The organism is Flavobacterium buctense (assembly GCF_014486695.1).
GTDB lineage: Bacteria > Bacteroidota > Bacteroidia > Flavobacteriales > Flavobacteriaceae > Flavobacterium > Flavobacterium buctense.
The window spans coordinates 293,110-305,523 of the sequence record NZ_JACTAB010000002.1; the positions used below are offsets into that span (position 1 = coordinate 293,110).

General features: G+C 36.2%; 13 protein-coding genes. 5 read left to right on the forward strand and 8 right to left on the reverse strand.

The features are described 5' to 3' along the window. Positions 1–115: 115 nt before the first annotated feature. The 4 genes from ICG50_RS05275 to ICG50_RS05290 all read right to left on the reverse strand — a co-directional run bounded on the left by ICG50_RS05275 (position 116) and on the right by ICG50_RS05290 (position 4,031). Positions 116–418: an HU family DNA-binding protein gene (locus ICG50_RS05275; protein WP_158592531.1), complete on the reverse strand. Its 303-nt coding sequence runs from the start codon at positions 416–418 to the stop codon at positions 116–118. 146 nt (positions 419–564) lie between these two features. Continuing rightward, positions 565–1,512 (reverse strand): methionyl-tRNA formyltransferase, encoded by a 948-nt coding sequence (fmt, locus tag ICG50_RS05280; protein WP_187659864.1) that lies wholly within the window; start codon positions 1,510–1,512, stop codon positions 565–567. A 2-nt stretch (positions 1,513–1,514) separates the two neighbouring features. Then, positions 1,515–3,407 (reverse strand): RecQ family ATP-dependent DNA helicase, encoded by a 1,893-nt coding sequence (locus tag ICG50_RS05285; RefSeq protein ID WP_187659972.1) that lies wholly within the window; start codon positions 3,405–3,407, stop codon positions 1,515–1,517. Between the two features lie 87 nt (positions 3,408–3,494). Continuing rightward, a complete protein-coding gene (locus ICG50_RS05290; RefSeq protein ID WP_187659865.1) occupies positions 3,495–4,031 on the reverse strand; it encodes an AAA family ATPase in 537 nt (178 codons plus the stop codon). Between the two features lie 284 nt (positions 4,032–4,315). Between ICG50_RS05290 and ICG50_RS05295 the strand changes: the two genes are divergently transcribed. The 4 genes from ICG50_RS05295 to ICG50_RS05310 all read left to right on the forward strand — a co-directional run bounded on the left by ICG50_RS05295 (position 4,316) and on the right by ICG50_RS05310 (position 7,521). Then, entirely contained in the window at positions 4,316–4,600 is a 285-nt protein-coding gene (locus ICG50_RS05295) for a DUF493 family protein (protein ID WP_187659866.1), read from the forward strand. Next, complete coding sequence (locus tag ICG50_RS05300; RefSeq protein WP_187659867.1) at positions 4,600–5,313, forward strand: DUF4290 domain-containing protein; 714 nt, start codon at positions 4,600–4,602, stop codon at positions 5,311–5,313. The genes ICG50_RS05295 and ICG50_RS05300 overlap by 1 nt, the downstream gene beginning before the upstream one ends. Before the next feature lie 81 nt (positions 5,314–5,394). Then, positions 5,395–6,705 (forward strand): UDP-N-acetylglucosamine 1-carboxyvinyltransferase, encoded by a 1,311-nt coding sequence (gene murA / locus ICG50_RS05305; protein ID WP_187659868.1) that lies wholly within the window; start codon positions 5,395–5,397, stop codon positions 6,703–6,705. A 48-nt stretch (positions 6,706–6,753) separates the two neighbouring features. Beyond that, positions 6,754–7,521 carry a sulfite exporter TauE/SafE family protein gene (locus tag ICG50_RS05310; protein WP_187659869.1) on the forward strand — a complete coding sequence of 256 codons (768 nt, stop codon included), beginning with the start codon at positions 6,754–6,756 and terminating at the stop codon, positions 7,519–7,521. Here the strand turns inward: ICG50_RS05310 and ICG50_RS05315 are convergent, their stop codons facing one another. The 4 genes from ICG50_RS05315 to ICG50_RS05330 all read right to left on the reverse strand — a co-directional run bounded on the left by ICG50_RS05315 (position 7,522) and on the right by ICG50_RS05330 (position 11,447). Next, a complete protein-coding gene (locus tag ICG50_RS05315) occupies positions 7,522–7,881 on the reverse strand; it encodes a hypothetical protein (protein ID WP_187659870.1) in 360 nt (119 codons plus the stop codon). It lies immediately after the preceding gene. Positions 7,882–7,943: 62 nt separating this feature from the next. After that, positions 7,944–10,406 (reverse strand): DUF5686 and carboxypeptidase regulatory-like domain-containing protein, encoded by a 2,463-nt coding sequence (locus tag ICG50_RS05320; protein WP_187659871.1) that lies wholly within the window; start codon positions 10,404–10,406, stop codon positions 7,944–7,946. A gap of 18 nt (positions 10,407–10,424) precedes the next feature. Further along, complete coding sequence (gene aroQ / locus ICG50_RS05325; protein ID WP_187659872.1) at positions 10,425–10,838, reverse strand: type II 3-dehydroquinate dehydratase; 414 nt, start codon at positions 10,836–10,838, stop codon at positions 10,425–10,427. Between the two features lie 72 nt (positions 10,839–10,910). Beyond that, complete coding sequence (locus ICG50_RS05330) at positions 10,911–11,447, reverse strand: porin family protein (protein WP_187659873.1); 537 nt, start codon at positions 11,445–11,447, stop codon at positions 10,911–10,913. 364 nt (positions 11,448–11,811) lie between these two features. On the opposite strand from ICG50_RS05330, the gene ICG50_RS05335 reads away from it, so the two are divergent. After that, positions 11,812–12,351, forward strand: coding sequence for a porin family protein (locus ICG50_RS05335; RefSeq protein WP_187659874.1), 540 nt, complete (start codon positions 11,812–11,814; stop codon positions 12,349–12,351). Positions 12,352–12,414: the final 63 nt, after the last annotated feature.

Genomic DNA, 12,414 nt, shown 5'->3' on the forward strand with positions numbered 1-12,414 from the left:
CTAATTTTTATTAAAGTTGAGATTTTTTTTTCAAATAACCAAATGATTTTAGTAAAAACAAAAAAACCATCCCAGATTAATGAGATGGCTTTTGTATATCAGAAGAACTAATTAATTAGTTTACTGCTCCGTCTAATTCAGCACCAGCTTTGAATTTAACTACATTTTTAGCAGCAATTTTGATAGTTTTTCCTGTTTGAGGATTTCTTCCGTCTCTTGCAGCTCTTTTAGATACTGACCAAGAACCGAATCCTACTAAAGATACTCTTCCACCTTTTTTCAAAGTACCACCTACATTTCCTAAAAATGATTCTAAAGCTAATTTTGCAGCAGCTTTTGTGATTCCAGCGTCAGCTGCAATTGCATCGATTAATTCTGATTTGTTCATAATGTTAGTTATTAATTGTTGGTTAAACATTTTGTTAATGATAACAAATTTAATAGGAATTCCTTACCACACAAGCGTTTTGGCGTTTTTTTCAACCATTTGTTGATAACTTCGGGCTTTTGTTGATAAACCCTAGTCGTTCATCGATTTTTTTAACTAAAAAACCTCTTGAGACCTTATTCTGCTTGCGCTCTTTCGGAAAAGGTAACCCCATTTAATAGCTCGTGAGCCAGCATTTTTTTCTTTCCGGGAAATTGCAAACTTAAGATTTGTATAAAACCATCTTTCACCGCAACTTTAATTTCTTTTTTAGAAGTAATGATTTGGCCCACTTCAAACAAATGTTGTTCCAATATTACTTTAGCCTCATAAAGTTTTACATTCCATTCTTCGTTCTTATCTTTAAAGAAACACCAGGCCGAAGGATAAGGCGACAATCCGCGAATTAAATTATGAATTTCAGCCGCCGATTTAGTCCAATCGACTTTACAATTTTCACGATTGAGTTTGTAAGCCGTTTTGATTTCTGAATGGTCTATTTGAATAGTTGTGGTGACATTACCTTTTTCTATTAAGGCCAAAGTTTCAACAACCGCAGAACTTCCTAATGCCATTAATTGGTCATGAAGTTCGCCTGCATTTTCGTCAGCACTGATTTCAATTTCTTTGCTTAAAATCATCGCACCGGTATCAATCTTATCATCAATAAAGAAAGTAGTCACACCGGTTTTGGTTTCCCCGTTAATAATCGCCCAATTGATTGGCGCCGCGCCGCGATAATTAGGTAATAAAGATGCGTGAAGATTAAAGGTTCCTAATTTCGGCATACGCCAAACGACTTCCGGTAACATTCTAAAAGCCACCACAACATGTAAATTGGCATTCAGACTTTGCAATTCGGTCAAAAAAGTCTCGTCTTTTAAATTCGAGGGTTGCAATAGTCTTAGATTGTGTTCCAAAGCATATTCTTTGACTGCCGAATATTTAATCTTCTGACCACGACCGGCCGGTTTATCGACAGCGGTAATAACACCAACCACTTCATAATTGTTTTTGATAATGGTGTCCAAAATGCCAACGGCAAACTCGGGAGTTCCCATAAAAACGATGCGTAACTTTTCCATGCTTATTTTAAGGAATATAAATTATTCGAATTGATGCTAATGGTTTCTTCCTCCAATAGCTTTTGCAGCGCAAAGATAACATCGTCTTTCGGAAATTTAGTCAGTTTTTGAATATCTCTCGAATTGAAATCCTGCATTTTCAATAATTCCACAATCTTTTCGGAAATAGTAACCGGGTTTTGCTTCTTTTTGTTTTTGGCAATACAATAGGAGCAAATGCCGCAATCGTCTTTTTGGCTTTCGCCAAAATATTGCATCAATAATTTACTCTTGCAGGTTTTGTTGTCCTTACTATAGTGTAAAACGGCCTGAAGTTGTTCGGTTTTTAATTTGTTCTGTGCTTCCAAATATTTTGAAACGCGGTTAATAGTGCGTTCGTCTTCTCGAACTTCATTTAAGGTAATGGTGGCATCATTGTTTTTGGCAATCATTTCGAGAATGTCTTTCTCCTTTAGTTTTTGCAAAAGCGATAGCACAGCGTTTTCTGTATGATTAGATTTTTTGGCAATCAAGGATAAGTTGAAAGCCGTTTGCATGTCGTAAATTCCGGGATAAGTACGCAAAATGGTCAAAATGATTTCCTCATCATTCGGATTCAAACTCATATACCGAATCACTTCTTTCGACGGAATGATGAATTGTAATGAAATTTTCTCTGAGAATTCCTGAGACAATGTGATAATGCCTTGTCTGTCTAAAAACTGTAAAGCATTATAGGTTTTTAAAGTCGGAAAACCGTATTTAGTACAAAAGTGATTCAGGTTAAAACTAAACTGTTCGTCTATGCCTTCGCCATAAGCGATTTGGAAGTAAGCACACAATTTTGAAAACACCAAATTCAAAAAAGCTTTGTCCGGTAAAACACTGATGAACTGCGCTTCAGCATGTAAAATATCGGAAGGATTGTTTAACAAAACCGCAAAAGCTTTGTCGCCATTTCGACCGGCGCGTCCTGATTCTTGGTAATAATTTTCGAGATTTTGGGGCAAATGCAAATGAATAATTGTTTTGACATTTGCTTTGTCAATCCCCATTCCGAAGGCATTTGTTGCGACCATCACTTGAACTTTTTCGTCCATCCAAAGTTGCATGTGCTTTTCTTTGTCTTTCGATGATAATCCGCCGTGATAAAATGTAGCGGTAAAACCAAGGCTTTCCAACTGATGAACGGTTTCGTTACACGATTTTCTATTGGTCACATATATAATAGAAGGTTGCGGATTTTTATGCAGTATTTGTTGCAACAAATGCAATTTGTCTTCGGTTTCAAAAACCATGTAAGCGATGTTGTCGCGGTAAAATGATTTGGTGAAAATCTGAGGAGTATCGAGTTTTAATTGCGTGATAATATCTTCCTTAACGCGTGGTGTAGCCGATGCGGTCAAAGCTAAAAAAGGTACTTTCGGGAAGAATTCTTTTAGTTGCACAATCTTCAAATACGCCGGACGAAAATCATGTCCCCATTGCGACACACAATGCGCTTCATCAATGGCGATAAGGTTTATCGGGAGGTTTTTAATCCGTTCCAAAATCCAGTCGTTTTGCAAACGTTCCGGGGATAAATAAAGAAACTTGTAATTTCCGTATTGACAATTGTCTAATAAATCTATGATTTCGTCTTGTCGAATGCCTCCGGTCAGAGCGATGGCTTTTATGCCTTTGTTTTGCAAATTTTGTACTTGGTCTTTCATCAAAGCAATCAGCGGTGAAATGACCAAGCAAATGCCTTCCATCATCATACCCGGAACTTGAAAACAAATCGATTTTCCACCGCCGGTTGGCATTAGTGCAAAAGTGTCTTTGCCTCCCAAAACGGAAGCAATAATAGCTTCTTGCGGTTCGCGAAAAGCGTCGTGTTTCCAATGTTTTTCAAGGATTTCTAGGGCTGAATTCAAATTGTGAATGGTCAATTGTGAAGGTGAATGACAAACTAATTCAAATGTATAAAAAAGAATTGGTCTGCTGATATACAAAAAATGTATTTATGCCAGTTGACTCAAGATATATTGGATGCGTTCTTCGACAGTTCCGCGCGGGACTTCAATGAGTTCGTAACCGTATTTTTGATAGGTTTCCAATAAATGGTCGAAGATGAGTTTGGCTTGCTCAAAGTTTTCATATCGGGCTTCATCGCTTTCGTAGATTTCTTCCCAAGGCGGAAGCACAAATATTTTGGAATAAGAATGTTCTCTACAAGCATGATCAAAAAACGCCGGATAACTGTCACCGATGTAATGCATATACGCTAAAATATCCGGAATACCTCGGTCTAAGAAAACCAAATCCGCTACATCTTCTGTGGCTTGTTGGTGTTGTTTTCTTCTGCCTTCGAGTAATAATTCGCTGAAAAGTAAAGGTTTCTCTAAAAACAATTGTTCGATGCCTTGCTTTTTGGCTTCCAAAGTCACTTGTCTTGAAATTTCAGGGAAACACGCATAACCTTGTTCGATGAGCGCATCGATGATGGTGGTTTTTCCCGTGCCCGGACCACCGGTTATGACTATGAGTTCTTTTTTCAAGATTTTTGGAAATAAGGGGCAAATTTATTGAAACAAATTAGAATATTGAAAGGGATTTTGGTTTTTATTTCGGTCGTGGCCAAAAGCGCAAATAGTTTCCTATTTAGCCCCGATTGTAGCAAGTTACCAAGTAACGCGAAAAGCGGGAATATGGCTTACTGAAACCGCCCGAACCTTTCGCTACCGATTTAGATTGGCACAAGTCAAAAAAATAAATAAAACCGATGGAATTCTTCTGTAAAATCTGAAATCAATACTGTATATTTGCTTTTATTTTTTGATTAATGGACAAGAAAACCCAAGAATTTTATACCCGATTGCGAGAAGAGTTGAACAATACTTCAACATGGCCGACAGAATATTTGTATAAATTTATTGTGCCAACAGACCCCAAAAAGGTTGAAGAAGTCGAAAATGCTTTTGATAACATGGGTGCCGTAATCCAAACTACCCAATCCAAAACAGGAAAATATACCAGTCTTTCGATAAACGTGTTGATGGAAAGTCCGGAAAGCGTGGTCGAGAAATACATAGAAGTTTCTAATATAGAAGGAATAATTTCATTATAATGGGCGAGAAATATATAAAAGAGAATGCCAATGATGTGGTGCACCATTTGGAATACAATGCCGAAAGACCGCATTTGCTCATTCCGGAATACGGTCGTCATTTGCAAAAATTGATTGACCAAGCCACGGTAATCGCGGATAGAGAAGAGCGCAACAAAGCGGCCAAATACATCATTCAGGTCATGGGAAGTTTGAATCCGCACTTGCGTGACGTGCCCGATTTTCAGCACAAATTGTGGGATCAGATTTTTATCATGTCTGATTTCAGATTGGATGTTGATTCCCCATATCCCATTCCGACCAAAGATGTAATTCACCTTAAACCGGAGCGTTTGCCTTACCCGCAAAAAAATCCGAAATACCGTTTTTATGGTAACAATATCAAGTATATGATAGATGTGGCAAACAGTTGGGAAGAAGGCGAAATGAAAAACGCTTTGGTCAAAGTCATTGCCAACCACATGAAGAAATCTTATTTGAGTTGGAACAAAGACACCGTAACCGATACCGTGATTTTTGAGCATTTATATGAATTGTCCGAAGGCACTTTAAACTTATTGCAAAGCAGCGAAGAATTGTTGAATACCAACGATTTGATGCGGACCAATAAAAAGATGTCGAACAAAAATATGCCGCCTCAAAACGCTAAGATTAAGAGCAATAAGAACGGGAAGAAGCCGTTTATAAAGAATAATAATAACAATCAGAAATAAAGGTGCTAAGGCGCTAAGGTTCTAAGGTGCTAAGGCCTCAGAACCTAAGAGCCTCAGAGCCTCAGAACCTTAAAAATACATATGGGAACTTTTAAAATTGAAGGTGGAATTTCACTTAAAGGAGATGTCCAACCACAAGGGGCAAAAAATGAAGCGTTGCAAGTTTTGTGTCCGGCATTATTAACCTCAGAAAAAGTTAGAATTACCAACATTCCGGATATTATAGATGTCAATAAACTAATTGTTTTATTGGGGAATTTGGGTGTAAAAATTCAAAAAAACGGGGTTGGCGATTACACTTTTCAAGCCGATGAAGTTAATATTGATTATTTAAAAACCGAAGCGTTCAAGAAAGAAGGCGGTAGTTTAAGAGGTTCTATTATGATTGTTGGACCACTTTTAGCCCGATTTGGTTGTGGCTATATTCCAAAACCTGGTGGTGATAAAATTGGTAGAAGAAGATTGGATACGCACTTTGAAGGTTTTATTAACCTTGGAGCGAAATTCCGTTACGAAAGAGAAGACCATTTCTATGGTGTTGAAACCAAAACCCGTTTGAAAGGCGCGCACATGTTATTGGACGAAGCTTCAGTAACCGGTACAGCGAATATCGTAATGGCAGCCGTTTTAGCCGAAGGAACAACTACTATTTATAACGCAGCATGTGAGCCTTATTTGCAACAATTGTGTAAAATGTTGAACTCGATGGGTGCGAAAATCACCGGTGTTGGTTCGAATTTATTGACAATTGAAGGTGTTGAAAAATTAGGCGGTTGCGAGCACAGAATCCTTCCCGACATGATTGAAATAGGTTCGTGGATTGGATTAGCCGCAATGACTCGCAGTGAGATTACTATTAAAAATGTAAGCTGGGAAAACTTAGGGGTTATTCCAAGTGTGTTTAGAAAACTGGGCATCACTTTAGAGAAAAAAGGAGACGATATTTATATTCCGGCTCATACTAAAGGCTATACTGTAAAAACGGATATTGACGGTTCGATTTTGACTATTGCCGATGCACCTTGGCCTGGATTTACTCCGGATTTATTAAGTATTGTTTTGGTAGTAGCAACACAAGCGAATGGTGATGTTTTGATTCACCAAAAAATGTTTGAAAGCCGTTTGTTCTTTGTAGACAAATTGATTGATATGGGTGCCAAAATTATGCTGTGTGATCCGCACCGCGCCGTAGTTATGGGACATAATTTCCAATCGCAATTAAAAGCAACGACGATGTCTTCGCCGGATATTCGTGCGGGAATTTCGTTATTGATTGCTGCGCTTTCCGCCAAAGGAACTTCAACCATTCAGAACATCGAGCAAATAGACAGAGGTTACGAAAGAATTGATGAAAGACTTAGAGCTTTAGGAGCAAACATCGTAAGAGTTTAACGAATTATACAAAGAGGCGCAAATTGTGCCTCTTTTCATTTTAAGCCTATGGAAACCTACATTATTGTACTGCTTTGTATCGCTTCTTTTTTCGCCGGTTTTGTTGATGCTATTGTTGGTGGTGGCGGTTTAATTCAAACTCCGGTAGCGATGATCTTGATGCCCAATTTATCAGTAGCGAGTATCATAGGTTCGCTCAAAATCCCTGCGTTTAGCGGAACTAGTTTTGCGGCTTTTCAGTATTTGAAGAAAGTTGATATGAACTGGAAGTTACTCGGTATTATGGCGGTTTTGGCTTTTGGTTCGGCTTTTTGTGGTTCGGCACTATTGAATGTGGTTAGCAATGATTTTATGAAACCGCTGTTGTTTTTTATTCTGATAGGTTTGGCGATTTATACTTTCAAAAAGAAAAACTTTGGGCAACACCAAGAAAAAGACCATTCGACTAAAAAGCAAATCATTTATGCCGTTATCATCAGCATTTTGGTTGGTTTCTATGATGGATTTATTGGTCCGGGAACGGGAAGTTTTTTGGTATTAGGTTTTGTGTCAATTTTAGGTTTTGATTTTCTTCACGCTTCCGCGAATGCTAAAATGGTTAATCTGGCAACCAACTTCGGTTCGATTTGCCTGTTTGTATTGAAAGGAAAAATCATTTGGGCTTTTGCTATTCCGATGGCTTTTTCAAATGCTTTGGGTGGATTTATTGGCGCCAAATTGGCCATAAAAAAAGGAAATATTTTTATTAGAAAGTTTTTCCTTTTTGTAGTGATACTGACTTTACTTCGTTTTGGTTATGATGTGTTTTTAAAATAATTACCATTCGCTGAAAACAACACTGTCATTTACCGAAAGACGGGTAATATGTTTACATGTTGTGCCAAATGGTGCCAGCGGTGTCCAACTTTTAGCATAAAACAAAGTTACTTTTTTTTCTTCAAAATCTTTTTTGGCTTTGGCCATTTCAAATCCGTTTTCAAAACCGCGGTTGATGTAATAGCTGGTTTTATGGTTTTCCAATTCAAATACCACATCTTTCACGCCGCCTTCATATATTGATTTTACGGTACCGGAAACTTCAATGGAATTTTCTTTTGAAGTATCGATAGCCGTTGATAAAATGATAAAGAACGCAACGATGTTGCATACGATAAAAATAAATATGGCTTTCTTCATGATTTCATCCGTTTTAGATTAAGCATAAAACGGATAAAATCTGTTTTTAGTATTTAATTCATTTAGAAATTCAAACCAAACATCACGCCATCGCCTTGATACCCATTTTGATAAGTGCGAACGTAATCGATTCTTAAAATTCTGAATTTACCAAAGCCTAAATTACTCAAGCCAACTGAGAATTCTTGGTATGGATTTCTATCGGGAACGGCTAAGTTTTTAAAACCTAAAACTAATTTCGACTGCAATTTGTTCAATAACGGAATTTTATTCATGATAAATCCTTTGTCATTGTATTCCATGTGTGTTTCAAAATAGCTATCGTTGGTACTGGCTAAATAGTATGGTAAAAAGTTGAATTGGTTGGTGTACGAACTGCCAAAAACCACATGCGTTTGGTTGCCGTTAAAGTGGTTGTAATCAACAAACGAGATGCCTTCCGCATTGAAGAACTTTCCGGCTTTGGTATTAATGGCTATTTCACCTTTATTGTCCAAGGTTAAATCATATGTAAGTCTGGCTGAAATTTTATCATAATTGTAATTGTTCTCGCTTCCGCCTAATCCTTTTTCATAATTCAAAGAAACCGTTGGGTATTTGTCGTTTCCAAGATTGTATTTTCCATCCGGACGTGTGATGTATTGTTGGCCGAATTTGATTCGAGCGCCTAAATTCAATTTAACCAAATTATGTCGGTCAATTGCCGATGTAGTATAATCAAATGGTAGTAACGGATTATTCGAAGTATACAAATCATCATTTTTGATAAAAGTGTAATCTGTAGTGTTGAAAATAGGTTTTCTCTCAGAATATTCAAGGCCTAGACTCATGTTTAAACCATTGAACATTTCTCTTGAAAAATTAGCTGCTATATAATTTTTCTCATACAATTTCATAAAATTATTTTTGAAAAATAAAGTGCTTACGGTATTGATTAATTTGGAAATCGGTTCTTCACGGTTGAACTGATTCACAGCATTTCCACCAAAAACAGAAAGATACGATTTGGATTTGTTACTTAGTTTTGATGAAAAATAAGCGGTTGGTCTAAACCTTTCGTCTGAAAAACCGTAGGCCAACGAGGAACCAAACTGATAATAAGTGTTTTTGTCTTCGTTTCTTTTAAAGTAAGACAAACCAATATTGGAGTTCCAACCTTGAACGGTATTGAAAGAAGTATTCATCAACGGGCCATCATAATTAATGGACCATTTTTTATACGAATTCGAATAGCGGTAACCGTTTAAAATATCAGTTAAGCCAAATTTGTTTTTCTTGGCATCGATAGAATCTAAATATACTTTTGATTTTTTCTTTTCCTGAAGCGCATCTTTTTTGAGGTAATCCGTGGTTTCTTCTGAGGTCAATGGTACAGGTCGAATGGTGTTCCAAAAGGTATCATCCTTTTTGTTGGCATTTTCTTCAAATCGAATGACTTCTGCAGTAAAGGTTTTCTTTTCAAACTTTTCCGGAAAAGTGAAATTAGAGAACACGTAGGTGAATCGTCCTGAGATATTTACGCCAAACATTCCGGCATCAAAGTCTAAGGTTTGGGTATTTTTGGCCCATATTTTAGAGTTGTTGTTATAGCTGAAACTTTGTTTTAAAGCGAGTGTGTTCAGCGCGGGATTTTGGATTTGCTTGCCGGTAAAATTAACATCAACGGCATATACGGCATAAGTATCATCAACTATGTAGATATAACCCGACATCACCGGTTCGGATTCTCTTCGAGGTATAATTTTGATTTTATTAATCTGTTGGCGGTTTTCGGTAAAAAAAGAACCTTCAAATTGGTATTTGTAATAGTTGAAAGCATTATCTGCTATAGGTGAAACTACATTGACATCAAATTCTAAATAGTTTTCATAAAAATCGAAATTAGCCGAAGAAGCATCATTAAAACTAAAACCGTTGTCGTTTCCACTTACTTTGGAAGCCAAGATTTCTTCCTTCATTTTATCCGGCTTTTGGAAAGTAACTTTGGAAACCGTTTCGGATAAATATAAAATACCGCTTCGGGTTGAGTCAATTACTTCATCAAAAAAGTCTAATTTCTGTCCTAAGATGGTTTTGGGTAAATTTTTAACTCTGAAAATACCTCTTGAATAAAAATCGGCAGTATACTTTGCAGTTTTGGCTGAGTTTTCTTTTTTGTTTTTGATGGCATTCCGAATGATTTCATTCGCCGGATTGTCTTTAGGATTGATTACTACTTCTTTTAATATAAAATTTTCTTCAACCATTACCATATCTATAACAATAGGTGTTTTGTCAATGGTGACATTTTTCTTGATGGTTTTATAGCCTAAATATTGAAAAATGATGGTGTGATTTCCGGGTGTCTTGATATTTAATTCAAATTGCCCTTGCTCATTTGTGGTTGTGCCGTTATAAGTATTCTCTTCAAATATATTTACGAATGGTAATGGATTTCCTTTTTCATCGGTGACTTTGCCTTTGATTTGGGCAATTGAAATAGTGGTAATTAATAAGGTGAAGGCGTAGAGTAGTTTTTTAAACATCTGTTAAATGGGTTAGGGTTATAAAAAAGAGTGCAAAGCCAATTCGTAACTTTTTAAACCGAAACCAATAATAATTCCTTTAGCATTGGGAGAAATAAAAGATTGATGACGGAAAGTTTCTCGAGCAAATGTATTAGAAATGTGTACTTCAATAACCGGCGTTATGATAGCTTTAACAGCATCGCCTATGCCTACAGAAGTATGCGTGTAGGCTGCAGCATTGAGAATGATGCCGTCATAAGTAAAACCAACTTCCTGAATTTTATCAATTAGTTCTCCTTCGATGTTGCTTTGAAAATAGCTTAACTCAAGTGTAGGATATTTGCTTTTTAAAGTTTCCAAAAAAGAGTCAAAAGTCTCATTTCCGTATACTTCCGGTTCTCGTTTGCCTAATAGATTTAGATTTGGCCCATTGATGATAGCTATTTTCATTGAAAGATTTTTAAGTAAAAATAAAAAACCGCTGCTGATTGAGCAACGGTTTTAGGGTAAAGTTATGATTTTTTAAAATTTAAAGCCAACGGAGAGCTGAATAACCCTATTGGTCACCTCGGCATTTCTTGAAGCTTCTGTCAAACCGGCAATATAACGCGCCTGAAGGAAAAAGTTATCAGTAATATTGTAACCCAAACCACCGGCGATACCAAAATCAAATGTTTCTCCTTCAAATTGGTCGGCTACATTCTCATTGACTAAGAATGAGAATTGCGGACCGGCTTCAAAGCTCAATTTATTTTTCGTTAAGTAAAACTTAGCCATTACCGGTACAGTGATGTAGTTATAATTTATATCATCAAAAGCAGCTTCGTTGATTTTTGTGCCTTGCGAAGAATAAACCAATTCAGGTTGGAGTGACAGATTTTCTAAAAGTTTAAATTCTAAAACAGCACCAAAATGGAAACTGGTATAAGTTGAGCCTTCAATATTGTTGCCTTCAAGAGTAGAAAAGTTGGCACCACCTTTTAGACCCAATTTTAGCATTTGAGCATTTACAGAAGTGAAGCTCGCTAATAGTAATAAAATTCCAATTGCTTTTTTCATGTAAAAATTAATTTAAGTTATAAGTACATTAAGGATTTTAGATTAGAACGAAATTTATTTCAGTTTAGTATATTCTTTTATTACAGAAGTACAAGTTAACTTGATTTAAAAGAAGAAACAGTTTAAATTTAGCTCTATTGTTGCACTTTTTTTATAAGAATTGATTTTCAAATAGTGAAAATAGATGGTTTTTCAACGATAGTACAAAATTTAAATCTTTAGTCTTTTGGGTTATCTGTTTGTATTTTAGTATGTTATGGTGATATATTGTTAATAAAAATGTTGATAAGTGTAAAGATGTCAATGGTGGCTTGAAATGTAATACCTATAAATTTGTTCATATTAATTTTAAAATTAAACAAACATGAAAAAAATTATTTTAACTATGGCTGCTGTATTTGCTGTTTCTTTCGCAAATGCACAAGATTCTAAAGGTGGATCAAGCGACATGAAATTCGGTGTTAAAGCTGGTCTTAACAATTCTAACTACACAGGAGATGCTGATACAGATGCAGCTACTAGCTTCTACATTGGTGGTTTAGTTGATTTTACTATCTCTGAAAAATTCCACGTTCAACCAGAATTATTGTATTCTGTAGAAGGTGCTGATAGTGATTCAATGTCTTTCTTGAGAATACCAATTATGGCTAAGTATTATGTAGCTGAAGGTTTCAGTTTACAAGCTGGTCCAGAGTTTGCTTTTAAAATTGCAACTGAGAATGATATTACTGATGAGTTTACAAAATCATTAGACTACGGTCTAGGAATTGGAGCTGGTTATGAGTTAGAGTCTGGTTTGTTCTTTGACGCTAGATATAACTTAGGTTTAGCTAATATTTCTGATGTTGACGGTTTTGATGTTGGAACTTCTAGCATCCAAGTTGGTTTAGGATACAGATTCTAATATCAATAAATATTACAAGAAAAAGCCTCTCCATTGGAGAGGCTTTTTTTTGAATAAATTTAA